Genomic DNA, 24795 nt, shown 5'->3' on the forward strand with positions numbered 1-24795 from the left:
AAAAATCCACTTAAAAGATTTAAGTGGATTTTTTGTATTCTAAACATTATATTTTATTGATGTTGTTGCGCATCGATCACAGCAATAGTCACCATATTCACAATTTCGCGAACAGTACTATCCAATTGTAACAAATGAATTGGTTTTTTCATTCCGATCAAAATTGGTCCAACCGCTTCTATATTTCCTAATTCTTGTAATAATTTATACGAAATATTCGCTGATTCAAGATTTGGAAAAACTAATGTATTTGCATGCGTTCCTGCTAATTTAGAAAACGGAAAATTACTTTGTAATTTCTCTCTGTTTACTGCAAAATTTGCCTGAATATCGCCATCAACTAAAACATCTGGATGATTTTGATGTAGATAATTCACTGCATTATGAACTTTAGAAACCGTTTCTCCTTTATTTGATCCGAAGTTTGAATAAGATAATAATGCAATCTTTGGTTGAATTTTAAATTTCTTAATTGTTTCGTTAAATTGCAATGTAATGTTAACTAAATCCTCTGAAGTTGGATCTAAATTAACCGTTGTATCACCTAAGAAAACTGGTCCTTTTTCTGTCAACATCATATACATACTCGCAACTTTTTGACCTTGTTCCGCTCCAATTAATTCTAAAGCTGGACGAATCGCTTGCGAATAATTTTTCGTCATTCCCGAAATCATTGCATCTGCATAACCAAACTCAACCATACATGATCCAAAATAATTACGATCTCTCAATAATTTTTTCGCATCAGATTTTGAGATTCCTTTTCGTTGACGTTTCGAATAAATAAAATCAACGAATTGATTGTATCTATCCGAATCTTCTTCAGCATTTGTATCAACAATTTCAACATCTTCCAAATCCAACATATAATCTTTAATCATTTGTTGAATTTTATTTTTCTTTCCTAAAATAATTGGAATAGCGATTTTTTCTTCCTTTACAATTTGCGCTGCACGAAGAATTTCGAAACGATCTCCTTCAGCAAAAACAACACGTTTTGGATTTGATTTTGCCGTTTGTGTCAAATTACGCATAATCGTACTTTCTTTTCCGATTCGCTTAATCAAAGACAATTTATATGCTTCGAAATCTGTAATGATATTTTTAGCAACACCAGTTTCGATCGCCGCTTTTGCAACCGCAGCCGAAACTTCTGGTAACAAACGGGGATCATTAGGTTTTGGAATTATATAATCTTTTCCAAATTTGATCGAATGATTATTGTATGCTTGCGTCACAACTTCAGGAACTGGTTCTTTTGCTAATTCTGCAATTGCTCGAACAGCAGCAATTTTCATTTCCTCATTAATTGTCGTCGAACGAACATCTAACGCTCCTCTAAAAATATACGGAAACCCCAGTACATTATTCACCTGGTTTGGATAATCAGAACGCCCAGTTCCCATAATAATATCTTGACGCGTCGCAACTGCTAAATCGTATGCAATCTCTGGATTTGGATTTGCCATTGCTAACACAATTGGGTTTTCTGCCATTGTATTCAACATATCTGCTGATAAAACATCTGCAGCCGATAAACCGATAAAAACATCTGCATCTTTAACAGCATCTGCCAATGTCGAAATATCACGATCTGTTGCCCATTCAGACTTAGAAGGATCAAGATTATCACGGTCAGAACGGATTACGCCTTTACTGTCTAACATCACGATATTTTCTTTCGTTGCACCAACAGAAATATACATTCCTGTACACGAAATTGCCGCAGCACCAGCTCCGTTTACTACAATTTTAACTTTAGAAATATCTTTTCCTTGTAATTCACATGCATTAATCAACGCTGCACCAGAAATAATAGCTGTTCCGTGTTGATCGTCGTGCATAACTGGGATATTCATTTGAGCTTTCAAACGTTTCTCAATTTCGAAACACTCAGGCGCTTTAATATCCTCTAAATTAATTCCTCCAAAAGTAGGCTCTAAAGCTTTTACCGTATTGATAAATTCATCAACATTTTTTGTATCCAATTCGATATCGAAAACATCAATATCAGCAAAAATTTTGAATAGAAGACCTTTACCTTCCATCACCGGTTTTGAAGCTACCGCACCAATATCTCCCAAGCCTAAAACGGCTGTACCGTTACTAATAACTGCAACCAGATTTCCTTTTGCTGTGTACTTATAAGCATTTTCTGGATCTTTTTCAATCTCTAAACAAGGCTCCGCAACACCTGGTGAATAAGCAAGCGATAAATCACGTTGTGTATTCGTAGGTTTTGTAGGCACTACTGCAATCTTTCCTGGTTGACCCATTGAATGGTAATTCAATGCATCTTTCTTACGATTGTCATTCATTTCTCTGTGGTTTATATTTTTTCAAAATAAATTTAGGTAAAATATATTCAACCCACTTATGACAGATGTTAGATTTTGATATTTTATTAAAATAAATTATCGAGTTATACAATTTTGAAGTTAATAATTATGAGGTTGATAAATTAAAAATTAAATCGAGTGGTAAACATAACTTGAGTTGGTCTCAACTTATAGATAAATCGTTGTTCTTAATTGGAAGAAAAACTGTTTTGAGAAAAATATTTTTCATTAAAAAGATTATAAGCAGACAATTCAAAATCTATTTTCTTCTTTTTTAATGAATAACGATACATTAAATCTCCGAAAGTTGAATTTGGATTTAATCTTGAATCATCATTAACATACAAATCAAAATTAAGTTTTATATAATGCTGATCTGCAGGAAAAAAATGTAATCCTATTTGGTGGATTTGATTGGTGATTGATCGTGAACTTGAGTTTCCTGATAATTTATTTTTATAATTGGTTAAACCGTATTTATATTCAAAAGTCATCCAACTTAATAATCTGAAAGATGCATCAAAATTAGAAGTTAAAATGGTATTGTGAATTTCGATTAAATCATCATTTAATAATTGATCGTAGGTTGTAAAATTATAACCTCCAGCTAAATTAAATGTTGTCTTAATTTTAGAAAAATATTGACTTATTTTAGCATTAACAGAATGTGTTTTTTGATGATTTTTTAAGTACAAAGCTTCTAAAACAGTACTTGCATCCGCACTATAGTTATAATTGTAGATTAAGTTATTTTCTGTCCAATTGTACGAATATCCAAAATTGATAAACCTAGATTTTATCGGATTTTTATACTCGAAACGTAAAGAAGAATTCCATTTTTTCACTTCATTAAAATCTCCATCATTTTGCTGAATAGAATTGTATCGATACAATATAAATCCTTCGTGCAAACGTGTTAAACTCCCCAAATCATTAGAGAAATTATGCGAGGTTGATACTTTCCAGAATTTTGAAAATTCTAAACCTATATTAAATTTTGGTTCGATGTAAAAACGATTGTATGAAGTTTTATTTCCGAAAGAATTATTCTCTAAATTATACCACTGAAAAGGAATTCCAAAAGAAAAATTAAGTCGATTCTTTCTGTACGAAAAGTTATTTTCTACATACGGATTTAAAGTTGACCAGCGTGTATTGTTAGTAAAAGTAGAATTTATTGGTTGATTATCTGCTAACAAATCACTTTTCATTGTATGATTGGTGTACTTAATTCCAATTTTTGATTGTAGCGTTAAAGCTTTTATTCCTTTTGAAAATTCAGCGAAATTATTTGTCGAAAATTTCTCAAAATTAATTTGTTGAAACACATTTTGATAATCATTTCCGTTGTTTATAAAATCAGTAAAAACTCCAGGAGAAACACTTAAATTCTCGTTATAATTTCTGTACGCAATATTGGATTTAAACGTGATCAATTGATTACCAATTTTTCTAATTGTATTAAACTGATTGGTAAATTGACGATTTGGTTGAGCCAAACGTTGTGTAATAAAATTATTGTTTTGATTGAGATCTCCTCTCGAACTGTTCCAGTCTCCTTTAAATTCCAAGACATTTTCAAGATAATTTTTAGAACTATTTTGAGATAATGTTGCTTTTAGATTAAGACTTTCTATTTGCAAATAATTTTTTTTGATTTCGTTGAGAAATATATCACCTGTTGGTAAAAAATATTGTGTGTTTGTTTCTCCGAATCGCTTTTGAAAATCGTTGTGATATGAAATGTTAACTCGTAAATCTAATTCTTTTCTCAACTTGAAAAGATGATTCCAAGAACCAATATTTATTGCATTATCTAACCAACGTTCGCCATCAAAATTGGGAGTTTGTACACCTGCAATTGATAACCAACTTTCGTTCGAAAATTTTTCAGAGTCATTTAAAAAATCTTCAAGACTTAAGGTTTTTAATTGACGAGAAACATCATTTCCACGATTATTTCCTTGATAAGAACCTATCATTTGTTGCTTTTTTGTGAACAACATTGGTGTAATATTCGCCTGATACAACAATGGTGAAGCGCCAAGACCAACTTCTGCTTTACCAGAATAGGTAATTTTGCTTTTTAATTTGATATTTAATGCGGCTTTAGAGCTATAAACCAAACTGTCTAAAATCTTGATCGGTTGATGATTCTCTAAAATTTGTACTTTATCCACAGCGTCTGCAGAAAGATTTTCGTTTGCTAATGCATATTTTCCGCCCAACAAATCCATTCCTTCGATGTAGTATTTATTGATTGGTTCGCCTTGATACAAGATTCTACCAGAATTTTCGATTTCTATTCCAGGCATTTTTTTGATCACATCTGCTATAGAACGGTCTTTTATATCTTTAAAATTACTGACATCATAGGCAATTGTGTCGCCTTTTTTGCGAATTGGAGATTCTTTTAATTTAACTTCTTTTAACTCGATAGCTTTTTCTTGTAAAGTGAAATCAAAGTTTGTAGACGATTCATTTACCAAATCTGAAGTAAAAGCATAATTCATCGCACGAACCTTAATTTCATAGGTTTCGTGCGATGGATTATCTATTTTGATAGAATATTTACCATCAGATTTTGTAATAAAGTATGCCAACGTTTCGTCCGAAGTACTTGGTGAAATGGTAACATTAGCACCAGAAATAGGTTTTCCTTCTTCATTTTTAACAACACCAGAAATAGTAAGTTGTGCAAAAATAAAGTGAAAAAATAAAGCAAATAATAGTGTTAATTGGGCTTTCAAATTGATAATGATATTTTATAGGTATAGCATTAAATCTTTAATTATAAATCTATATTTTTGATTTTTTAAAAACTCTCTTATTTTTGTTTTTTTATCTTCGGAAACTTGTATTCCAGCGCTTTCAATTGAAATAGTTGGGTCCATGAAGTCCTGATTTATGATATTATTAAATTCTTTATTTGAAAGTTTAATTGCTTTTTTAATTCTTTTAGCTAAAATTTCTTTGTTTTGATTATTAACATCGTATTTATATTGGGATAAAGTCCAGTTGTAATTATTTTCTACATCATATAATTCTACAATTAGTCCTGGTAAATTTTTGAAAATAAATGGACCATCGTTAATGGGAATATTATCATTATACCAAGCAATCCACTGACGCCCTAAGTAAGTAGTAGTAGCTTTTTTTAATTCAATATTATTTTTATGCTTTTCATCTTTTAAATTCCATATGATATCAGGAAAACTTAATTCTGTTTCATAATTGATTGTTCCTAATTTAGAATTAAGAATCATTGTATTTGAAGCTTTCTCGTAGATGATAGTGGTTAGTTTAGAATTAGGAATTTGACCTAATTTACTCCAAGTTGTTTGAGGATTCTCGTTATTGAGATTAGCTAAATACTCAATTTCATTAATGTTGTAAGTATTTTTAGAAACATAATATCTATCGATATCGTTTCTTAAAACAAATATATCTTCTTCAATTATATTATTAGGATGTAAACTGTCATATTTATATGTGTAATTATATACAAATTCATATGATTGACATAAAGAGATAATTGGTATTAATAATAATATATATAATAGCTTTTTCATGGTATCGATAAATGTAGATAACTAAATAATATTTATTTAATTATCTACATAATTTATTAGATTATTACTTTAATTTGCAGGTGGAATAGATTCTATTAATTTTTCCATTTCACATAGCTTTTTATCTGCTTCATTTATTGCTGCTAAATCCCAAGTTGCGTCTTTATCTTTGCAAGCCATTATATAACCTCCACATTCTGTACTTGATTTAAATAAATCACATTCTTTTTCTACAACTGTAGTAGTGTTAGTTTCATTTGCCATTGCAAAAGTTCCGATAAGTGCAAAAGCACTTGTTAATAACATTTTTTTCATTTTTTAAGTAATTTAGTTTTTTAATAATCAATCATAGTTTGCAACCTACAATTGCCTCATTAACGTTAATTACATCAATAATAATAAATGAATAAAACAAATCGTTTTGTAATTTAAGTAATTAAAAACGAATAAAATATATTAAATTCTTACTCCAATTCAATAGGGTTATAAGGCATTTCACCAAAATTGGTTATAGCTTTCTTATTTTCGTCAAGTGCAACTCCTTTTAGTCTTTCACCTGCATTTTCGTTGTAATCTTTTTCGGCTTTATAGAATTCTGTTTTCTTAACTTCTATAGGTGTTTTTTCACCTTGTGCTAAATAGATTTGTTTAGGATTTTGGTTGATAGCGTTTGCTGTAAAATGATAATGTTCTTTATCATCATAAATCTCTAAAATAAGACCAGGCAAACCATAAAATTTATACGGACCAGCATTCATTGGGATTTCGTCAGTGTACCAAGCCGTCCATTTTCTACCACCGTAGTTTACAGTCGCTTTTTTTGCAGTATAATTCAATATTTGTTTGGTATCATTCAGTAGTTTCCAATCTAATTTTGGTAACGTTTCTTTGTAAAGAAAATCATTCGGAGAGATTCTATCAACAAATGTAAGTTCATCATTTTCTTTCTTTAGAATAAGTTGATATTTAAAAGCAGATTTAAAACTTTGAGACATTATTTGATTAAATTCATTCGTCTTAATTGTAGGTAAATGACTAAAACTTTCAAGAATAGAATCCGTACCGATTTGATTGTAATCGACGAATTTATTGTAACGTTTACCAATTTGTAAAAGTGCTAAACCAGTTTTTGTTTTTTCAGGTTTTTTTACATTACGAACAATTTTGTAGTCATAAATAATGTTGTAATTGGACAACTCGTAATTCGTTTGCGAATATTTAATAGGCGCAAAGGATATATCAGTTTTTATTTGTGGCTGTGCATATACAATGCAACCAATAAAAATGATAAAATAGTATAGTAATTTCATTATAAGGTTGTTAATTATGATGAAATTACTATAAATATTTTTATTCTACAAATATAGTATTAATTTATTTTTAAATTATTTATCACGTCAACCAACTTTTTAGTCAAGTTTTTACGGTTGAATTGTTGAACTTCCTCTTCGTTTGTTTCAAATTTTTGGTTTGGATTTTTCAACCATTGATTGTAAATCGAGAGAATATACGTTTTGATTTCATTCACTTGTTGATGATAAAAATAATCACCTGCTTTAGTTTTTTGAAGTATTTTTTCGACATCAGCATCTGCTGGACCAACTGCTAAAATTGGATTTCCAGTTGCCATATATTCGAATAATTTCCCTGGAATAATTCCTTTAGATGCAACATTATCAAAGTTGGTCAAAATCAAAACATTTGCTGTATTAATAGCGTTCAATGACTCTTGATGTGAAACGTAACCATGTGCAACCAAGTTTTTCTCTAAACCTGCATCAATCACTGTTTGTTTGACGTCATCAGCTAAAGAACCATAAAAATTAAGTTTTAAATCTTCTTTGAATGATTGATTTTCGGAAGTTAATTCAGCTAAAGCTTTCCACAATGCAACAGGATTTCGAAGCATCTCTAATCCACCTGAATAAGTAAGTTGAAAATGTTTTTGATCTTTTGTAATCGTTTGTTTTACTTCTTCAAAACCATTGGTAATTACTTCGACATGTTTTGCTCCAATTTTCTTGAAGTTTTCAGCATCTGCATAGCTTGTTGCCAAAACAACATCAGCTTTTTGCATCACTTCACGTTCTAAATTTTCGTGTTTTTGTGCGGCCCAAGAAGTTAATTTCAATTCTTTGTGGTAACTAATTTGTGTCCAAGGATCACGAAAATCTGCTAACCATTTGAGATTTGGGAATTGTTTTTTCAGCTTCAAGCCAATTAAATGTAAGCTATGAGGTGGACCAGAAGTAACAATTGTATCAATATTCTCTTTTTCAAGATAATCTTTTAAGAATTCGACAGAAGGATTTACCCAAAACTTGCGTGCATCAGGAATAAAAAAGTTTCCTCTTACAAAAACAGACAATTTCGACATGAAAGATTGATTTTCTTTCTTCTCGAAATGTCCACCTTTATATGCTTTGTTTTTTGGATTCAGTTTTTCTGCTAACTGATAAGGTTCCCAAATTTTATTTTTTACAATTTTAACATTCGGATTGATATCCTTGGCTAAGGTTTCGTCAATAATTGGATACGAAGGATTTTCAGGAATATAAACATACGTATCATATCCAAATTCAGGAAGATATTTTGTGAATTTCAACCATCTTTGAACACCAGGACCTCCCGCAGGAGGCCAGTAATAGGTGATGATTAATATTTTTTTCATTCTAAAATTAAGCCTTTTCAGCGGCTAAGTTTAAATTCTCTTTTATAGAACATTTTTTATATCCCAAATAAATACCTCCAGCCACAACGATTAAAAGTAAAATATTAGAAACAATCACAATTATATTTCCAGTAGAAATAACTTGTGGGTTAAATTCCATTACAATTGTGTGATTTCCTTTTTGTACGGGAACTGCACGCAAAACATAATTCGCTTTTTCGATCGGAACTTCTTTTCCATCAACCGTTACAATCCAACCGTGCGGATAATAAACTTCTGAGAAAACAGCAATTTGATCTGTGTTAGAAGAAGATTTGTACGTCATTTTCATCGGTGAATAATCAACCAATTCAATTTTCGCATTAGTATCTGCCGAAACATTCATGTTTTTATTCTCAACCAAATCTTTACGTAAAATTACCGTGTTATTAATTGGTGTAGAATTTATCGCTAAGATTTCGTCATTGGCATTTTCTGTCCATTTAATATTTGAAGCTAACCACGCACTTCCCAAAGCTGTAGGATTTTGCTGCACTTGCGGCTCAGTTGGACTTCCATGAATAATGTATTTCGTATTCATCATATTCAATACATTAATCAAACCTGTTTCATCTTTGATTCCGTATTTTTTCAATTGTGGATCTTGCGAAAAATAGATATCCACAACATCTTGGTATTTTCCTAATTTCGCTGCATGATAACCACCAATTGAAGGAACAAAATATGAAGTTCCAGCTTCGTTAAACGTACTCAAAACTGTGTTGTATACACGAAAATGCGATTTATCTTGTTTTGAAATATTTGATAATAAATTGTTCAACGGAACTTTGTAAGCAATTTGCGCTACATTATTATTGTTCTGAGCTTCGGTTTGTAAACGAGGCGACATTTCTGTTGGGAAAGGATTGTCAACAATATATTTAGACACAAAATTATCTTCGTTCAAATATCTTTTATTCACCGTAAATCCATCAATAAAAGCCAACGCACCAATCGCTAAAATAACGATAATTGGTTTTTTGATAAACTTGAATAAATAAGCCAACAACAAAGCCATTGTGAACAAAACAAAAATCAATGTGCGAACTGTATCCGCTTTAAACATAGAAATTCTATCTTGAATTAATGCTTCATCTAATCGTTTTATTAATCCATCCCAAAGTCCGATTGCATTTGGATTTGCTTGCTGAATTTGTCCGATTAATTGTTCAGTCATTAATTTTTCATTCTCTGATGTAAATGGAAAAATCATTCCACCGAATAAGAAGAAAATAATTAGAATTCCGACTGTAGAACCACCAGCTATATAAAGTACTTTCTTTTTGAATTCATCTGATTCGTCAGAATTAAAGAAATAATATAAAGTCAAAATTGCTAAGAAAGGCATTGTAAATTCGGCAATTACCAAGATTGATGATACAGCGCGGAACTTATCATACATCGGGAAATAATCAATGAATAAGTTGGTAACGAATGGTAAATTTTTACCCCAAGCCAAAATGAAACTTAGAATCGTTGCTCCAACTAACCATTTTTTATAGGTCGCGTATTTTCCACGTACCATAAACATTCCGATAATAAACAAGAAAACGACTACAGCTCCCTGATAAGCTGGACCAGAAGTTCCTGGCTGATCTCCCCAATATGCACTTCTCGGTTGACTTGCCACAGCTTGAAAAACTTGCTGATTGAACTCGTCTTCACCAAGACTATATTGTGTATTTTGTAATTCTGATGTATAATTCTTTAAATCTTCTGGATTCGTTTGCGAACCACCACCCATCAAATTTGGAATAAAAAGATTTAATGTTTCTAATTTTCCATAACTCCATTGTGTGATATAATCGTGATCTAATCCGTTCGAATTCTTTTTCAACAAGGTCATCTCAGATTTTCCACGAGTTGTTTCTTTACTGTATTCGTAAGTTGACAATAATCGATTTGCATTCAATCCTGCTGCAATAATTAAAGCGACAACTACTAATGCAGATGATTTTAAGAAATCTGGTAATTCTTTTTTCTTTAAACTATCAATAAATTGAACAATTGCAAAAACCAACATCGCTAAAAACAAATAGAACGTCATTTGAATGTGATTGGCTTGTAATTGCAATCCCATAAACAAGGTTGTAAGTACAAAACCTGCAATGTATTTTTTACGATACAATAAAAGAATTCCGGCAACAAAAGGCGCGAAATAACCAATTGTATGGAGCTTTCCGTTATGCCCTGCTGCAATCAGCTCAAAATAATACGAACTAAAAGCAAAGAAAATTGCACCGACTAAAGCATATTGCCACTTTTTGAAAAGCGTTAAGCCAAGAATAAAAAATCCTGTAAACAACAAGAAAATGTAATCTGCTGGACGCGGTAAAAATCTGAATGCGCCATCAATGGTTTTGATGATATCAAAACTATATTTCGCACCAGTTTGATAGGTTGGCATTCCACCAAACATCGCATCAGACCAATAGACATTTTCTCCTGTTTTGTCTTGATACGTCAACATTTCTTGCGCACTACCCTTGTAGTTGATAATATCAGGCTGAATAACAGATTTTCCCGATAAAACTGGTGAACAATACACCAATGCAATCACTGCAAAAAGCAGCAATGAGATAAGAACGTAGAGTAAATTCTTTTTATTTTTCATCCTTTTTTTCTTCGATTATTTCGTAATCCACCGTTTCGGCGTCTATATTATATTTCGGTTTGTCGAAAGATGTGTTTGGTTTCGATTCGTTGTACGAATCATTTGAGTTTTGGCTCTGATTATAAGCATTTCTTTGCTGATTAATTGCTTCTTGAAAAACCTTTTTCACTGCAAATACTTTTCTTAAAAATCTAAAAATCGTTAAGAAAATAATACTTAAAATTAGAACCCAAAGAATTGTTTTCATTTTAGTTAACTGTTGTGACAGTTGTAACCGACTCAGTCATCATTTGTTTTTGACCTTGCGCTTCTACTGTACGTTTTAATGTTTCCTTTTTCGTTAAATTAACTTTGTTGATCCAACCAGATTTAGTGTCCAACAAAATTTTACCATCTACATTCGCACTACTATTCGCAGACATTGTAACACCTTGTTGCGACTCATTACCTTTCAAACTTTGCGTTCCATTTACAGTAATTGTCGTATTTGCAGGCTCAACACTTGATAAAGTTCTCTTCATTGAAATATTTCCTTTCATTGGACCTTGATCAATTTTTTGACTATCGCTCCAAGATTCTTTAAGCGCTAAGGTTTTGTTAGGGAAAATATTCATCGTTTCTTCAAACTGAGAAGAAATCGCTTGTTTGTTTAATGAATTGTCGATAATCTGTGTAAAGAATTTGAACTCTTCTGCAGAAACTTGTTTTTTCACAGAATTAAGAATTGAAGTTTTGATTCCTTCTAATCCATCAACGCTTACAACTTTTCCTTTCTGATCAACTTTCATTGTATACGTTTTCCCTGTCATCGCTTTGTAAATCGACCAAGAAACCGCAATATCTTTGTTCGCTGGTTTTACAGCATTTGTATCATACGAAATTGATTTTCCCGAAGGATCTGTCATTTTCTCGCTATATTGTTTAGATTTCACTTCTAATGTATACACACCATCTTTGAAATCTTTTACCGTATAATCAATTTGTTTTTTACTTTCACTTGACATTTTTTGAGATTGTTTCCCATCCGAAGCCGTGTGAGTTGTTTTGATTCCCAACGTCATTGGATAAGTTTTTCCTATCTCCAAATTGTATTTGTATGCATATTTGTCATCTGCACCTTTTGTTATTGCTACAACTTCTGACTCAACAGGCGTTTCAGCGACTTTCAAAGAATCTGTTGTTTCTGTTTTGGCAACTGTATCGCCTTTTTCGTTCACAATTAATTCTTTTCCGTCTTTATCTTTTCCTACGACTTTATCATCTTTTTTACATGAAACAACTGCCACTGCAACAGCCATCATGAATAGTATTTTTTTCATATAAATATTTATGTTTGATAATTGGTTTATTGCCAAAATCAATCCAAAAATAAGGATTTTAGTTGATTTTTTAACATTAAGATTTTAAATCAATCATACATAATTACTTATCAGAAATTCAATTCAAATAAGAAAAGCCATTCTAATGAATGGCTTTTCTTATTTGATAAATGGAATAGCAAGCGATAAACTGAAATAGTGATTTCTCGATTTAATGTCATCTTCTTTATTAAAATTGGTTATTCCGTATGTATAACGCGCATTGATAGAAGCACCGAATTTAAAATCATACCCAATTCCTCCAACTACAGAAAAGTCCAAATCTTTAAAATCATCAATATCATCTTTTAGATCTACTCGTTCAGAAATTGTTTGAATAATACCTTGATGATTCCTGATATCTATTTGACGTGTATATTTTCCCAAATAAAAATAAGAAAGTTGCGGACCTACTTCGAAAGTCATTCCATTCTCCATCTTATATTTTGCAAGAACAGGTAAGGCAATATAGTCTGTTTTAAATTTTCCTTCAGATTCATACATTAAACCTTCAAAACTAAAATCTTCTTTTGTTCTGAAACCTTGTGAAGAATATAAAAGTTCTGGTTGAATTGAAAAATTTTTATCAAAAGGGATGTTAACATAAATGCCTACTGATGGCCCAAATTTGAATTTAGAGTTAATAAGCTCTTTATTTTCTGAAAAGCTAACATTAGAAAAATTAGAACCTAATCTCATTCCTAAAGTTGTTTGCGCTTGCGCAAACATGCTTAAACTGATAAAAGTTAATAAAGTGTAGATTTTTTTCATACAATACTATTTTATAGTAAAAATAATAATAATAATAATAATAATTGAGAGTTGAAGAAATAAGTATCAACAAAAAAAGCCTCCCAAATTGGGAGGCTTTTTACTATATAATCGAATAGATTATGCTTCTTCTGTACTTTCAGTTTCAGCAGCTGGTGCAGCTTCTTCTTTTTTAGTACTTTTTTTACTACGACGTGTAGTTGCTTTTTTCTCTACTTTCGCGTTAGTGTAGATATCATTGAAATCTACTAACTCGATCATTGCAGTATCAGCACCGTCACCTAAACGGAATCCTGTTTTGATGATACGAGTGTATCCTCCTGGACGATTTGCAATTTTAGGAGCTACAGTTCTGAATAATTCAGTTACAGCTTCTTTATCTTGTAAGTATGAAAATACAACGCGACGGTTGTTAGTATCGTCTGTTTTAGACTTTGTCAATAAAGGCTCAACATATGTTTGTAATGCTTTAGCCTTTGCTACTGTTGTGTTAATTCTCTTGTGAGTAATCAACGCTATAGCTAAATTAGATAATAAAGCTCTTCTATGAGAGGCAGTTCTACCTAAATGGTTAAATTTTTTTCCGTGTCTCATTTTTTAATAAAATTATTCTACGTCTAACTTATATTTTACGATGTCCATTCCAAAGTTAAGACCTTTGCTGTCCACCAATTCTTCTAACTCTGTAAGAGATTTCTTACCAAAGTTTCTGAATTTCATTAAGTCAGACTTAGCGAAAGAAACTAATTCGCCTAATGTTTCAACTTCAGCTGCTTTTAAACAATTTAATGCTCTTACTGATAAATCCATATCTACCAATTTTGTTTTCAATAATTGGCGCATATGTAATGCTTCTTCATCATAAGTTTCACCAGATGCAACTTCTTCCGCTTCTAATGTAATTCTCTCATCTGAGAATAACATAAAGTGGTGAATTAAGATTTTAGCTGCTTCAGTTAAAGCATCTTGAGGTGTTATAGAACCATCTGTTGTAATTTCAAAAACTAATTTTTCGTAGTCAGTTTTTTGTTCTACACGATAGTTTTCAATTGCGTATTTTACATTCTTAATTGGAGTGTAAATTGAGTCAATTGCTATAGTACCGATTGGCGCAGAAGCCTTTTTATTCTCATCAGCTGGTACGTATCCTCTACCTTTTTCGATTGTAAATGTAATTGTTACGTTTACTTTAGCGTCTAAGTTAGCGATAACTAATTCAGGGTTTAAAACTTGGAATCCAGAAATAAATTTCCCTAAATCACCTGCTGTTAATTGATCTTGCCCTGAGATAGTAGCAGTTACAGTTTCAGCATCTGATTCATCAATTTGTTTCTTAAAACGAACCTTTTTCAGATTTAAAATGATCTCTGTAACATCTTCCACTACTCCTGGAATAGTTGAAAATTCGTGCTCAACTCCTTCAATTTTGATTGAAGTGATCGCATATCCTTCTAATGAAGAAAGTAACACTCTACGTAGAGCATTTCCAACTGTAATCCCGTATCCTGGCTCTAATGGACGGAACTCGAATTGTCCGAATTTAGAGTCAGACTCTACTAAGATTACTTTGTCAGGTTTGATGAAATTTAAAATAGTCATTTTATTAGTCTGATTTTAAGGTTTATTTAGAATATAACTCGACGATTAATTGCTCTTTAATATCTTCTGGAATTTGAACTCTTTCTGGAGCTTTTGTGAAAGTTCCTGATTTTTGTTCGTCGTTCCAAATTAACCAATCGTACTCGCTACGTGCGTGTAAAGAGTTTGTGATTGCAGTTAAAGATTTCGATTTTTCTCTAACAGCGATTACATCACCAGCTTTTAATTGGTAAGAAGGGATGTTCACAATTTCTCCGTTTACAGTTATGTGTTTGTGAGATACTAATTGACGTGCAGCACTACGTGAGTTTGCGATACCTAAACGGTAAACTACGTTATCTAAACGAGATTCACATAATTGTAATAATACTTCACCTGTAATTCCTTTAGAAGCATTTGCTTTTTTGTATAAGTTAGCAAATTGACGCTCTAAAATACCGTAAGTATATTTTGCTTTTTGTTTTTCAGTTAACTGAATAGCGTATTCTGATTTTTTAGCTCTTCTTTTGTTAGGTCCGTGTTGCCCTGGAGGATATTTCTTTTTCTCAAAAGATTTATCGTCACCGAAAATTGGTTGTCCAAATTTTCTTGCAATTTTAGTTTTTGGTCCTGTATATCTTGCCATGATTTGTTACTATTAAATATATTAAATAATTAAATTGAGAAAAATGATTATACTCTTCTCTTTTTAGGTGGACGACATCCATTGTGTGGTAATGGAGTAACATCAACGATTTCAGAAACCTCGATACCACCGTTATGAATTGTTCTAATAGCAGATTCACGACCTTGACCTGGTCCTTTCACGAATACTTTTACTCTTCTTAATCCTGCTTCGTATGCAACTGTTGTTGCATCTTGTGCAGCTACTTGAGCAGCGTAAGGAGTGTTCTTTTTAGATCCACGGAATCCCATTTTACCTGCTGAAGACCAAGAGATAACTTCACCGTTTTTGTTAGTTAAAGTAACGATAACGTTGTTAAACGATGCTTGAATATGAGCTTGTCCAGTAGCTTCAATAACTACTTTTCTTTTCTTTACTACTTTCTGATTTTTTGCCATGATCCTATTTATTATTTAGTGGCTTTTTTCTTGTTAGCAACTGTTTTCTTTTTACCTTTTCTTGTACGTGAGTTATTTTTTGTTCTTTGACCACGTAATGGTAAACCTAATCTGTGACGAATACCTCTTTGACATCCGATATCCATTAAACGTTTGATGTTTAATTGGATTTCTGATCTTAATTCACCTTCTACTTTGAAAGTTTCATTGATCGATGCACGGATTGCGTTGATTTCTTCATCAGTCCATTCGCTAACTTTTGTATCTTCTGAAATGTTATTTTCAGCTAAGATTTTAGAAGCACTGCTTCTTCCGATCCCGTAAATGTATGTAAGTCCGATTACCCCTCTTTTGTTTTTAGGTAAATCTACACCTGAAATTCTTGCCATAATTCTAAATAATTAACCTTGTCTTTGTTTAAACTTAGGATTCTTTTTGTTGATCACATACAAACGTCCTTTACGACGCACAATTTTACAGTCAGCACTTCTCTTTTTAATGGATGCTCTAATTTTCATCTTTGTAAATTTATTTATAATCCGATAGAGTTAACGTATCTACATTAACTCTATCACCAGTCATTATTATTTCTTTTAGTATCTGTAAGATATTCTACCTTTCGTTAAATCGTAAGGAGACATCTCTATTTTAACTCGATCACCTGGTAATAATTTGATATAGTGCATACGCATTTTACCAGATATGTTACATGTTACAACATGTCCATTTTCTAATTCGACACGGAACATTGCATTGGATAATGCTTCTGTAATCGTACCGTCTTGTTCAATATGTTTTTGTTTAGCCATAAATCTTTTTAATAAAATCTTATTAGATATCTCTTGAAGTTCTACCTGAAGACATTAAACCATCGTAACGGTGATTTAATAAATATGTATTAATTTGTTGTACAGTATCTAAGATAACTCCCACCATAATTAACATTGATGTACCTCCAAAGAACATTGCTAAGCTCTGTTCTACACCTAATAATTTTACAATCGCTGGCAAAACAGCAAGCAAAGTTAGTAAAATTGCTCCAGGTAACGTAATTTTTGATAAAATTTCGTCTAAAAAATTTGCAGTTTCTTTTCCAGGACGGATTCCGGGGATGATTCCTCCGTTACGTTTTAAGTCTTCTGCCATTTGGTTTACTGGGATTGTGATCGCAGTATAGAAATAAGTGAAGATAATAATAAGTAATCCGAAGATCAAATTATATTCCCACGTAAATGGATCTGCCATTTTCGCGAAGAATGCTTTTACTGGACTTCCTTCGTCTAAGAAATAGTTTGCCAATGTTCCTGGTAAAAACATAATTGCTTGTGCGAAGATAATAGGCATTACACCTGCTGCATTTACTTTAAGTGGAATATATGAACGTACAGAGTCTGTAACTGATCTCATATATGAACTACTTGAAGTTTGCGCTCTTCTTACATATTGTACTGGTACTTTACGCACCGCTGCAACAATCATAATACACATTGCAATAACTAGGATTAACCCTAACATTTCTATCAAGAAGAAAATACCGTTTGAAGGATCTACTTCAAATGCATTAAATATTGCTTTTGGTAAGTCGGCTAGGATACCAACCATAATTAAGATTGAAATACCATTACCTATACCTTTGTCAGTAATTTTTTCACCCATCCACATGGCAAAGATTGTCCCTGTAATCAAAATGATTGTTGAAGGGAACCAGAACCAAAAGTTGGTTGGAGGAATTACATAGATAGCATATGAAGAAGTTGGATCGTAAGGTAAAATTTGAGAAGTTACCAATGTAAGGTATGCTGGTGCTTGCACCAAACAAATCCCGATTGTCAACCATCTCGTAATTTGATTTACTTTGTTACGTCCGCTTTCTCCTTCTTTTTGTAGTTTTTGGATGTAAGGTACTGCTAATCCCATCAATTGTACAACAATCGAAGCAGAGATATAAGGCATAATTCCTAACGCAAATACGGAAGCTCTCTTAAAAGAACCTCCGGTAAAAGAGTTTAATAATCCTAAAATTCCTGAATTTGCATTTTCTTGGTCTGCAACAAAACGATTAACCTCGTTAATATCGACACCTGGAAGTGGAATATGAGAACCGAATCTATAAACCAACAATAGAAGGATAGTTACAAGTAACTTATCCTTCAATTCTTTTATGCTCCAGATATTTTTTATGGTCTGTATAAACCCTTTCATCTATAAAATATATTCTTAAGCGTTAACTAATTCTACTTTACCTCCTGCTTTCTCAATAGCCTCTTGAGCTGTTTGAGTGAATTTATCAGCAGTAACATTAACAGTAGCTTTTAACTCACCACGACCTAAGATTTTAACTAAGTCATTTTTGTGAGCTAATCCTAACTGAACTAATGTTTCTTTATTTAAAGTATCTGTAATTTTGTTGTTATCAACTAATTGTTGAATTGTGTCTAAATTGATTCCTGTGTATTCAACTCTGTTGATGTTTTTGAAACCAAATTTAGGTAAACGTCTTTGTAAAGGCATTTGTCCACCTTCGAAACCGATTTTTCTTGAATAACCAGAACGAGATTTAGCACCTTTGTGTCCACGACCTGCTGTCAAACCGTTTCCACTACCTTCACCTCTACCTTTACGGAATTTATTTTGTACTGAACCAGCAGCTGGTTTTAAATTACTTAAATTCATTTTTAATAATTTTTAAAAGGTTAAAAGCGATTAAGCTCTTTCTACTACTACTAAGTGTGAGATTTTACGGATCATTCCTTCGATTTGAGGAGTAGATTCGTGCTCAACAACTTGATTCAACTTTTTTAAACCTAAAGCAACTAATGTAGCTTTTTGAGATTTATCACGGTTGATTGCACTACGTGTTTGTTTAACTCTTACTTTGCTCATTTTACTTTTTTTTAACCGTTGAATACTTTAGTTACAGAAATACCTCTTTGGCGTGCAATAGTTTCTACAGAACGTAAGCTTAATAAAGCACGGAAAGTAGCTTTTACTGCATTGTGAGGGTTAGAAGAACCTTTAGATTTTGACAATACATCATGTACACCAACTGACTCTAATACCGCACGTACTGTACCACCTGCAATTACCCCTGTACCTTTTGATGCTGGACGGATGAATACTTGCGCACCACCGAAACGAGCTTCTTGTTCGTGAGGAATTGTGTTGTTAAATAATGGAACACGTACTAAGTTTTTCTTAGCATCTTCGATTGCTTTAGCGATTGCAGAAGCTACATCTTTAGATTTCCCTAAACCGTAACCTACAACACCATTACCATCTCCTACTACAACAATAGCAGAGAATCCGAATGCTCTACCTCCTTTTGTTACTTTAGTAACACGTTGTACTCCAACTAAACGATCTTTTAAATCTAATCCTGTTGGTTTTACTCTTTCTACGTTTTTAAATCCTAACATAATTTCTTTCTCTTTTTTAGAATTTTAATCCACCTTCTCTAGCTCCTTCAGCTAAAGCTTTGATTCTACCATGATACACGAAACCGTTACGGTCAAAAACTACAGTTTCAATTCCTTTTGCGATAGCTTTTGCAGCTAAAGCTTTACCAACAGATGTAGATACTTCAGTTTTTGTACCTTCAGCAACACCTTTTTCACGAGATGATGCAGAAGCTAAAGTTACTCCATTGTTATCGTCAATAATTTGAGCGTAAATTTCTTTGTTAGAACGGTAAACTGATAAACGAGGTTTAGTTTCTGTTCCAAAAATATTTCGACGCACGCGTCTTTTTATTTTTTGTCTTTTTTCTACTTTAGATAATGCCATTTTTCAATGATTTTTATGCAGATTTACCTGCTTTTCTTCTAATAATTTCTCCTACGAATTTAATTCCTTTTCCTTTGTAAGGCTCTGGCTTACGGTAAGAACGAATTTTCGCTACGATCATTCCTAATAATTGATTATCATGAGATGATAATGTAATAATTGGGTTTTTACCTTTTTCTGTTAAAGTTTCAACTTTAATTTCTGTAGGTAATTCAATAACGATATTGTGAGAGAAACCTAATGACAAATCTAATTTTTGTCCGTTGTTAGATGCTCTATAACCAACACCAACTAATTCTAATTGTTTTTTGAAACCTTCTGTTACACCAGTAATCATGTTATTGATTAATGAACGGTATAAACCATGTAAAGCTTTGTTATCTTTAGAATCGTTTGGACGAACTACAGTTAAAACTCCGTCTTCGATCGTTACATCAAATCCTTCTTTTAACTCTCTTGTCATTGTAATGTTGCTACCTTTTACAGTAACTACGTTATCTTTAAATTCAACAGTTGCTGCAGCAGGGATGTTGATATGTGCGTGTCCTATTCTTGACATAATTTCTTAATTTTTTAAAAGATTAATAAACAAAACATAAAACTTCACCACCTACATTCTCTTGACGAGCTTGTTTGTCTGTCATCACACCTTTAGAAGTTGAGATGATAGCAACACCTAAACCGTTTAATACACGAGGTAATTCTTTAGATCCTGCGTATTGACGTAAACCTGGAGTTGAAGCTCTTTTGATTTTACGGATAGCTGGCTCTTTCGTAACTTTGTCGTACTTTAAAGCGATTTTGATTGTTCCTTGAGGTTGATCTTGTCCTTCGAATTTGTAGTTCAAGATGTAACCTTGTTCAAATAAGATCTTAGTGATCTCTTTTTTAATTTTAGATGCAGGGATTTCCACTACTTTGTGTCCTGCCATCATTGCATTTCTAACGCGAGTTAGAAAATCTGAAATTGGATCTGTATACATAAATAATTCTATAGTATAGCGCGTAAGCACTACTTTTAAAATTAAACTTTTACCAAAATGCACTATGCATTTGGGTTGCAAATATATTGCATATTTTTTAATTACAAACTATTAATCTAAATAATTTATTTTTAATCGTTTTATAACTAGGGATTAAGACAAAACATGAAACTCAATCTTTATATTTATTTATCTTTTTAATCGATCTCAACAATTAATTCTTGATGTAATCTTCTATTTTTATTCTTAAAAAATAGCTGAAAGTCAAAACAATTTATATAAATTTGATTTGGCTTTAGGGGTATTCTGAAAAGAATTGAGAGAGTCCCTTTGAACCTGATACGGTTAACACCGACGTAGGGAAAAGCAATATCTATGCAATTATTTAATATTTGCAACGCTTTATTTTCAAAGAAAATCCTCTTTAGCCATTAATTGTTTCATCTAAAAAATTATCAATTAATGGAAAATCTAATTATTCAAAATTTACATGCTGTCCGGACAAAAAATCCGCTTGTTCACAACATCACCAATTTTGTGGTGATGAACAATACTGCAAATGCTCTTTTGGCAATTGGAGCATCGCCTGTTATGATACATGCACACAAAGAAGTGGAAAATATCGTCAAAATCTCAAATGCATTAGTCATCAATATCGGAACTCTTGATGATTATTGGGCAGAAAGCATGCTAATTGCAGCAAAAAAAGCAGATCAACTGAATAAACCTTGGGTATTAGACCCTGTTGGAGCTGGAATTTCAACTTTCAGAAATGAACTTATAAAAGAACTGCTTCGCTATCATCCTACTGTCATAAGAGGAAATGCTTCAGAAATTTTAACTTTAGATACCTTCGAAGCTGTTCAGGGAAAAGGAGTCGACAGTACACATCAAAGTAATCAAGCGATAAAAGCAGCACACAATTTAAACCAGAAAATTGGATCTGTTGTTTGCATTTCAGGTGCTTCAGATTTTATTGTATCCAACAATCCGATAATTGAAATTAAAAATGGTCATGAATTGATGACTAAAGTTACTGGTTTAGGTTGTTCAGCAACAGCTAGCATCGGTGCTTTTATTGGCCTTAATAAAAATCCTTTCCTCGAAACGGTTAGCGGCATGGCCATATTTAGTTTAGCAGGTGAATTGGCACAGAAAAAAAGTAATGGCCCAGGAACCTTACAAATGAATTTGTATGACACGTTATACCATATATCTGCAGAAGAAATTCAAACAAATTTGAAAATCTCAGTTTATGAAGATTAATCCAACTTTTCCTTATCCTTTGTATTTAGTTATTTCTGAAAAAGATTGTACGCATCTTCATTGGTTAGATGTTGCAGAGCAAGCAATTATAGGTGGGGTTGATATCATTCAGCTTCGGGAAAAAAATTGCACTGTCAGCGAGTATATTTCAAAAGCTACAATATTAAAAAAAATTACGGACCACTACAATATCCCTTTGATTATTAACGATTCATTAGAAGTCGCAACCGCTGTTAACCCTTGGGGAATACATGTCGGGCAGTCAGATATATTACCTTCTGAAATTCACAAAAATGCACAAGCTCTAAAAAATATTGGTTGGTCTTTAGAAATTATCAAACAGTTGAATGATGATGAAATGAAATATGTACATCATTTAGGGGTAAGTCCAATATTTTCGACTCCAACAAAAACCAATACGATTACTGAATGGGGTTTTGAAGGATTAAAATTTTTGAAAACTAAAACATCAAAACCATTGATTGCAATTGGCGGAATTAATGAAAGTAATATTGCTAAAATCATACAAGCCGGTGCAGATAGTGTTGCAATTGTTTCTGCAATTTGCGGAAGCAAAAATCCAAAAAAATCTGCCCAAATTTTAAAACAAATTATTAACGAAAATGAATACCATCCAAAAAGCATATAGTGTCTTAACAATTGCTGGATTTGACGGAAGCGGTGGCGCTGGCATACAAGCTGATACCAAAACAATTTCCGCTCATGGCTGTTATGCAACAAATGTATTGACAGCCTTGCCTGTTCAAAATACACAAGGCGTACAAAATATTTACGAAATTCCTGCACAAGCAATTCGTGAACAAATTCAATCCATATTAGAGGATATTTATCCTGATGCAATAAAAATTGGAATGGTTCATAGTGTTGAATTGGTTCATATCATTTCAGAGGAATTAAAAAATTACAATAGACCGATTGTTTATGACCCTGTCATGGTTGCGACAAGTGGACATCGGTTAATCAAAGAAGAAACACTTGAAGCTTGCATAGAAAAGCTTTTTCCTTTGGCCACGCTTATCACGCCAAATCTTGATGAAGCAAGTATTTTGGTAAATCATAAAATTGATTCTGCTGAATTGATGCTTTCTTATGGAGAAACGATTTTAAATTTAGGTTGTCAGAATCTTTTATTAAAAGGCGGACATCTTCAGCAAGAAAAAATTATCAGTTATTTATTTCAAAAAGAACAACCTGTACAAAGTTATACCTCTCAAAAAATAGAGACAAAAAATACGCATGGTTCAGGCTGCACACTATCTTCTGCAATTGCGTGTAATTTAGCTTTGGGGGTTTCACTCACACAAAGTGTACAACTAGCACAAGAATATGTTGAACAAGCAATTTTAGGAAGTAAAGACCTAACAATTGGAAAAGGAAATGGACCTCTTAATCATTTATTTAATCCGCAAAAATTAAAAACCTATGACATTCACAACTAAAGCTTGGGAAACCATCGCCCCTATTTACAATGATATTCTAAATATGCCTTTTATAATTGAATTGCAAAATGGGTCATTACCAATAGAGAAATTTCAGTTTTACATGTTACAAGATGCAAAATATTTGGAACATTTTGGGCGAGTATTAGCTGCCATTGGATCAAAATCTGAAGACAATCAACAAGCCATTGACTTTTTCGAATTCGGAAAAAATGCATTAATTGTTGAACGTGCTTTACACGAATCCTATTTTGAGGATTTTGGATTATCGCAAAACATCATCATCGAAACACAACCTGTTTGTCACCATTATTCACATTTCTTAAAAAGTACAGCTGCATTCGAACCTATTGAAATTGCATTAGCTGCTGTTTTGCCTTGCTTTTGGATTTATAAAGAAGTTGGTGATGAAATCATCAAAAATCAAACAAAAGAAAATAATCCATATCAAAAATGGATTGAGACCTATAGTGGAGATGAATTTGGTGAAGGTGTAAAAAAAGCGAAAAGTTATGTTGATAAGATTGCAGAAGGAGCAACTGAAAAAATAAAAGAACAAATGCTAGAAGCTTTTGTCAAAGCAAGCGAATTAGAATTTCAGTTTTGGAATGCATCTTATGAAAATATCACATGGGAAAGAAAATAAATGCCATCTTTTTTGATTTTGATGGGGTAATCGTAAATAGTCAACAATTATGGGAGCTGATGTTTGATGAAGTCATTAAAATATATCGGTTGGATACGATATGTTTGGTAGAAAATGACGGAATGAATTTCACAACAAATGAAGCAATCCAATTGATGTTAGAAAATCAGCAACGCTTTACAAATCATTTGTACGAGGAAATAATCGATTGGACAGAAAAATTTTATGTCGAAAACTTTCATCAGTTTGTACAATTAAATGACCACGTTGCTGAGATGTTGGAACATTTAAAAGCCAATCAAATTCAAATTGTTCTTGTTTCCAATTCCTCTAGAAGACAAATTAAGTATGCTTTTCAACAATTAAAACTTCATTCCTATTTTGATCACACTATTTCAGCAGATGATGTTTCAAAAGGCAAACCAAATGCAGAACCTTATTTAAAAGCTTTATCATTATGCGAAAAGCAAAAGGAAAAAGTTTTAGTTATCGAAGATTCACTCACCGGAATTAATTCAGCAAAAGATGCTGGTTTAAATTATAAAATTTACAACAATTCAGATTTTTGTCTTCAGCCAAATTACATAGCTGATTTTAGGGAATTGATCAAAGAAATATAAACCTTACAAAAA

Annotated in this window: 29 protein-coding genes and 1 riboswitch; of the genes, 5 read left to right on the plus strand and 24 right to left on the minus strand. The window is 32.2% G+C overall.

The window, feature by feature from the left end:
• Positions 1 to 53 precede the first annotated feature (53 nt).
• The 24 genes from B3J26_RS13620 to rpsH form a co-directional block, all read right to left on the minus strand.
• On the minus strand, positions 54 to 2318 hold the full coding sequence (locus tag B3J26_RS13620) for an NADP-dependent malic enzyme (protein ID WP_291074830.1): 2265 nt from the start codon (positions 2316 to 2318) through the stop codon (positions 54 to 56).
• 209 nt (positions 2319 to 2527) lie between these two features.
• The gene (locus B3J26_RS13625; protein ID WP_291074831.1) at positions 2528 to 5089 is read right to left on the minus strand and encodes a carboxypeptidase regulatory-like domain-containing protein; all 2562 of its coding nucleotides are present in this window, start codon (positions 5087 to 5089) and stop codon (positions 2528 to 2530) included.
• Positions 5090 to 5104: 15 nt separating this feature from the next.
• Positions 5105 to 5911, minus strand: coding sequence for a GLPGLI family protein (locus tag B3J26_RS13630; protein WP_291049324.1), 807 nt, complete (start codon positions 5909 to 5911; stop codon positions 5105 to 5107).
• A 69-nt stretch (positions 5912 to 5980) separates the two neighbouring features.
• Positions 5981 to 6217, minus strand: a complete 237-nt coding sequence (locus B3J26_RS13635) for a hypothetical protein (RefSeq protein ID WP_280051333.1) — start codon at positions 6215 to 6217, stop codon at positions 5981 to 5983.
• A 158-nt stretch (positions 6218 to 6375) separates the two neighbouring features.
• Positions 6376 to 7221, minus strand: coding sequence for a GLPGLI family protein (locus B3J26_RS13640; protein WP_291074832.1), 846 nt, complete (start codon positions 7219 to 7221; stop codon positions 6376 to 6378).
• 59 nt (positions 7222 to 7280) lie between these two features.
• Positions 7281 to 8582: a glycosyl transferase family 1 gene (locus B3J26_RS13645; RefSeq protein WP_291074833.1), complete on the minus strand. Its 1302-nt coding sequence runs from the start codon at positions 8580 to 8582 to the stop codon at positions 7281 to 7283.
• A gap of 7 nt (positions 8583 to 8589) precedes the next feature.
• Positions 8590 to 11235, minus strand: coding sequence for a YfhO family protein (locus B3J26_RS13650; protein ID WP_291074834.1), 2646 nt, complete (start codon positions 11233 to 11235; stop codon positions 8590 to 8592).
• Complete coding sequence (locus B3J26_RS13655) at positions 11225 to 11482, minus strand: hypothetical protein (RefSeq protein ID WP_291065857.1); 258 nt, start codon at positions 11480 to 11482, stop codon at positions 11225 to 11227. Before B3J26_RS13655 ends, B3J26_RS13650 begins: the two co-directional genes overlap by 11 nt.
• A 1-nt stretch (position 11483) precedes the next feature.
• Positions 11484 to 12554: a DUF6263 family protein gene (locus B3J26_RS13660; protein WP_291074835.1), complete on the minus strand. Its 1071-nt coding sequence runs from the start codon at positions 12552 to 12554 to the stop codon at positions 11484 to 11486.
• A 159-nt stretch (positions 12555 to 12713) separates the two neighbouring features.
• Complete coding sequence (locus B3J26_RS13665; RefSeq protein WP_291065854.1) at positions 12714 to 13364, minus strand: porin family protein; 651 nt, start codon at positions 13362 to 13364, stop codon at positions 12714 to 12716.
• 120 nt (positions 13365 to 13484) lie between these two features.
• Entirely contained in the window at positions 13485 to 13958 is a 474-nt protein-coding gene (rplQ, locus tag B3J26_RS13670; protein WP_291065852.1) for a 50S ribosomal protein L17, read from the minus strand.
• 12 nt (positions 13959 to 13970) lie between these two features.
• Positions 13971 to 14963, minus strand: coding sequence for a DNA-directed RNA polymerase subunit alpha (locus B3J26_RS13675; RefSeq protein WP_038335552.1), 993 nt, complete (start codon positions 14961 to 14963; stop codon positions 13971 to 13973).
• A gap of 22 nt (positions 14964 to 14985) precedes the next feature.
• Positions 14986 to 15588 carry a 30S ribosomal protein S4 gene (gene rpsD / locus B3J26_RS13680; RefSeq protein ID WP_291065850.1) on the minus strand — a complete coding sequence of 201 codons (603 nt, stop codon included), beginning with the start codon at positions 15586 to 15588 and terminating at the stop codon, positions 14986 to 14988.
• Positions 15589 to 15635: 47 nt separating this feature from the next.
• A complete protein-coding gene (rpsK, locus tag B3J26_RS13685; protein ID WP_019974178.1) occupies positions 15636 to 16025 on the minus strand; it encodes a 30S ribosomal protein S11 in 390 nt (129 codons plus the stop codon).
• Positions 16026 to 16036: 11 nt separating this feature from the next.
• Complete coding sequence (gene rpsM / locus B3J26_RS13690; RefSeq protein WP_038335547.1) at positions 16037 to 16414, minus strand: 30S ribosomal protein S13; 378 nt, start codon at positions 16412 to 16414, stop codon at positions 16037 to 16039.
• A gap of 12 nt (positions 16415 to 16426) precedes the next feature.
• Positions 16427 to 16543, minus strand: a complete 117-nt coding sequence (gene ykgO, locus B3J26_RS13695) for a type B 50S ribosomal protein L36 (RefSeq protein ID WP_013598490.1) — start codon at positions 16541 to 16543, stop codon at positions 16427 to 16429.
• Between the two features lie 75 nt (positions 16544 to 16618).
• On the minus strand, positions 16619 to 16834 hold the full coding sequence (infA, locus tag B3J26_RS13700) for a translation initiation factor IF-1 (protein ID WP_019974180.1): 216 nt from the start codon (positions 16832 to 16834) through the stop codon (positions 16619 to 16621).
• Between the two features lie 22 nt (positions 16835 to 16856).
• Positions 16857 to 18227: a preprotein translocase subunit SecY gene (gene secY, locus B3J26_RS13705; protein WP_125349693.1), complete on the minus strand. Its 1371-nt coding sequence runs from the start codon at positions 18225 to 18227 to the stop codon at positions 16857 to 16859.
• A gap of 15 nt (positions 18228 to 18242) precedes the next feature.
• The gene (rplO, locus tag B3J26_RS13710) at positions 18243 to 18698 is read right to left on the minus strand and encodes a 50S ribosomal protein L15 (protein ID WP_038335541.1); all 456 of its coding nucleotides are present in this window, start codon (positions 18696 to 18698) and stop codon (positions 18243 to 18245) included.
• Positions 18699 to 18728: 30 nt separating this feature from the next.
• On the minus strand, positions 18729 to 18908 hold the full coding sequence (rpmD, locus tag B3J26_RS13715) for a 50S ribosomal protein L30 (protein WP_038335538.1): 180 nt from the start codon (positions 18906 to 18908) through the stop codon (positions 18729 to 18731).
• A gap of 11 nt (positions 18909 to 18919) precedes the next feature.
• Entirely contained in the window at positions 18920 to 19441 is a 522-nt protein-coding gene (gene rpsE, locus B3J26_RS13720) for a 30S ribosomal protein S5 (RefSeq protein ID WP_038335536.1), read from the minus strand.
• Between the two features lie 16 nt (positions 19442 to 19457).
• The gene (gene rplR / locus B3J26_RS13725) at positions 19458 to 19808 is read right to left on the minus strand and encodes a 50S ribosomal protein L18 (protein WP_038335534.1); all 351 of its coding nucleotides are present in this window, start codon (positions 19806 to 19808) and stop codon (positions 19458 to 19460) included.
• A 13-nt stretch (positions 19809 to 19821) separates the two neighbouring features.
• On the minus strand, positions 19822 to 20367 hold the full coding sequence (rplF, locus tag B3J26_RS13730; protein ID WP_038335531.1) for a 50S ribosomal protein L6: 546 nt from the start codon (positions 20365 to 20367) through the stop codon (positions 19822 to 19824).
• Between the two features lie 22 nt (positions 20368 to 20389).
• Positions 20390 to 20791: a 30S ribosomal protein S8 gene (gene rpsH / locus B3J26_RS13735; RefSeq protein ID WP_019974187.1), complete on the minus strand. Its 402-nt coding sequence runs from the start codon at positions 20789 to 20791 to the stop codon at positions 20390 to 20392.
• Between the two features lie 287 nt (positions 20792 to 21078).
• Positions 21079 to 21171: riboswitch (TPP riboswitch) on the plus strand.
• Between the two features lie 82 nt (positions 21172 to 21253).
• On the opposite strand from rpsH, the gene thiM reads away from it, so the two are divergent.
• Genes thiM through B3J26_RS13760 form a run of 5 tightly spaced genes read left to right on the plus strand, consistent with a single transcriptional unit; the run spans position 21254 to position 24783 of the window.
• Complete coding sequence (thiM, locus tag B3J26_RS13740) at positions 21254 to 22057, plus strand: hydroxyethylthiazole kinase (RefSeq protein WP_038335529.1); 804 nt, start codon at positions 21254 to 21256, stop codon at positions 22055 to 22057.
• On the plus strand, positions 22047 to 22706 hold the full coding sequence (gene thiE, locus B3J26_RS13745) for a thiamine phosphate synthase (protein ID WP_038335526.1): 660 nt from the start codon (positions 22047 to 22049) through the stop codon (positions 22704 to 22706). Before thiM ends, thiE begins: the two co-directional genes overlap by 11 nt.
• The gene (gene thiD / locus B3J26_RS13750) at positions 22681 to 23517 is read left to right on the plus strand and encodes a bifunctional hydroxymethylpyrimidine kinase/phosphomethylpyrimidine kinase (RefSeq protein ID WP_038335524.1); all 837 of its coding nucleotides are present in this window, start codon (positions 22681 to 22683) and stop codon (positions 23515 to 23517) included. The genes thiE and thiD overlap by 26 nt, the downstream gene beginning before the upstream one ends.
• Entirely contained in the window at positions 23501 to 24163 is a 663-nt protein-coding gene (tenA, locus tag B3J26_RS13755) for a thiaminase II (RefSeq protein WP_038335522.1), read from the plus strand. Before thiD ends, tenA begins: the two co-directional genes overlap by 17 nt.
• Complete coding sequence (locus B3J26_RS13760; RefSeq protein ID WP_038335520.1) at positions 24148 to 24783, plus strand: HAD family hydrolase; 636 nt, start codon at positions 24148 to 24150, stop codon at positions 24781 to 24783. Before tenA ends, B3J26_RS13760 begins: the two co-directional genes overlap by 16 nt.
• Positions 24784 to 24795 lie beyond the last annotated feature (12 nt).

The organism is Empedobacter sp. UBA5987, assembly GCF_002429865.1.
In the GTDB taxonomy this organism is placed as follows: domain Bacteria; phylum Bacteroidota; class Bacteroidia; order Flavobacteriales; family Weeksellaceae; genus Empedobacter; species Empedobacter falsenii_B.

Excerpts from the sequence above, each read along its gene's own strand:
- B3J26_RS13620 (WP_291074830.1), bottom strand. The coding sequence starts at position 2,318 with ATGAATGACAATCGTAAGAAAGATGCATTGAATTACCATTCAATGGGT.
- B3J26_RS13630 (WP_291049324.1), bottom strand. The coding sequence starts at position 5,911 with ATGAAAAAGCTATTATATATATTATTATTAATACCAATTATCTCTTTA.
- B3J26_RS13635 (WP_280051333.1), bottom strand. The coding sequence starts at position 6,217 with ATGTTATTAACAAGTGCTTTTGCACTTATCGGAACTTTTGCAATGGCA.
- B3J26_RS13640 (WP_291074832.1), bottom strand. The coding sequence starts at position 7,221 with ATGAAATTACTATACTATTTTATCATTTTTATTGGTTGCATTGTATAT.
- B3J26_RS13645 (WP_291074833.1), bottom strand. The coding sequence starts at position 8,582 with ATGAAAAAAATATTAATCATCACCTATTACTGGCCTCCTGCGGGAGGT.
- B3J26_RS13650 (WP_291074834.1), bottom strand. The coding sequence starts at position 11,235 with ATGAAAAATAAAAAGAATTTACTCTACGTTCTTATCTCATTGCTGCTT.
- B3J26_RS13655 (WP_291065857.1), bottom strand. The coding sequence starts at position 11,482 with ATGAAAACAATTCTTTGGGTTCTAATTTTAAGTATTATTTTCTTAACG.
- B3J26_RS13660 (WP_291074835.1), bottom strand. The coding sequence starts at position 12,554 with ATGAAAAAAATACTATTCATGATGGCTGTTGCAGTGGCAGTTGTTTCA.
- B3J26_RS13665 (WP_291065854.1), bottom strand. The coding sequence starts at position 13,364 with ATGAAAAAAATCTACACTTTATTAACTTTTATCAGTTTAAGCATGTTT.
- rplQ (WP_291065852.1), bottom strand. The coding sequence starts at position 13,958 with ATGAGACACGGAAAAAAATTTAACCATTTAGGTAGAACTGCCTCTCAT.
- B3J26_RS13675 (WP_038335552.1), bottom strand. The coding sequence starts at position 14,963 with ATGACTATTTTAAATTTCATCAAACCTGACAAAGTAATCTTAGTAGAG.
- rpsD (WP_291065850.1), bottom strand. The coding sequence starts at position 15,588 with ATGGCAAGATATACAGGACCAAAAACTAAAATTGCAAGAAAATTTGGA.
- rpsK (WP_019974178.1), bottom strand. The coding sequence starts at position 16,025 with ATGGCAAAAAATCAGAAAGTAGTAAAGAAAAGAAAAGTAGTTATTGAA.
- rpsM (WP_038335547.1), bottom strand. The coding sequence starts at position 16,414 with ATGGCAAGAATTTCAGGTGTAGATTTACCTAAAAACAAAAGAGGGGTA.
- ykgO (WP_013598490.1), bottom strand. The coding sequence starts at position 16,543 with ATGAAAATTAGAGCATCCATTAAAAAGAGAAGTGCTGACTGTAAAATT.
- infA (WP_019974180.1), bottom strand. The coding sequence starts at position 16,834 with ATGGCTAAACAAAAACATATTGAACAAGACGGTACGATTACAGAAGCA.
- secY (WP_125349693.1), bottom strand. The coding sequence starts at position 18,227 with ATGAAAGGGTTTATACAGACCATAAAAAATATCTGGAGCATAAAAGAA.
- rplO (WP_038335541.1), bottom strand. The coding sequence starts at position 18,698 with ATGAATTTAAGTAATTTAAAACCAGCTGCTGGTTCAGTACAAAATAAA.
- rpmD (WP_038335538.1), bottom strand. The coding sequence starts at position 18,908 with ATGAGCAAAGTAAGAGTTAAACAAACACGTAGTGCAATCAACCGTGAT.
- rpsE (WP_038335536.1), bottom strand. The coding sequence starts at position 19,441 with ATGTTAGGATTTAAAAACGTAGAAAGAGTAAAACCAACAGGATTAGAT.
- rplR (WP_038335534.1), bottom strand. The coding sequence starts at position 19,808 with ATGGCATTATCTAAAGTAGAAAAAAGACAAAAAATAAAAAGACGCGTG.
- rplF (WP_038335531.1), bottom strand. The coding sequence starts at position 20,367 with ATGTCAAGAATAGGACACGCACATATCAACATCCCTGCTGCAGCAACT.
- rpsH (WP_019974187.1), bottom strand. The coding sequence starts at position 20,791 with ATGTATACAGATCCAATTTCAGATTTTCTAACTCGCGTTAGAAATGCA.
- thiM (WP_038335529.1), top strand. The coding sequence starts at position 21,254 with ATGGAAAATCTAATTATTCAAAATTTACATGCTGTCCGGACAAAAAAT.
- thiE (WP_038335526.1), top strand. The coding sequence starts at position 22,047 with ATGAAGATTAATCCAACTTTTCCTTATCCTTTGTATTTAGTTATTTCT.
- thiD (WP_038335524.1), top strand. The coding sequence starts at position 22,681 with ATGAATACCATCCAAAAAGCATATAGTGTCTTAACAATTGCTGGATTT.
- tenA (WP_038335522.1), top strand. The coding sequence starts at position 23,501 with ATGACATTCACAACTAAAGCTTGGGAAACCATCGCCCCTATTTACAAT.
- B3J26_RS13760 (WP_038335520.1), top strand. The coding sequence starts at position 24,148 with ATGGGAAAGAAAATAAATGCCATCTTTTTTGATTTTGATGGGGTAATC.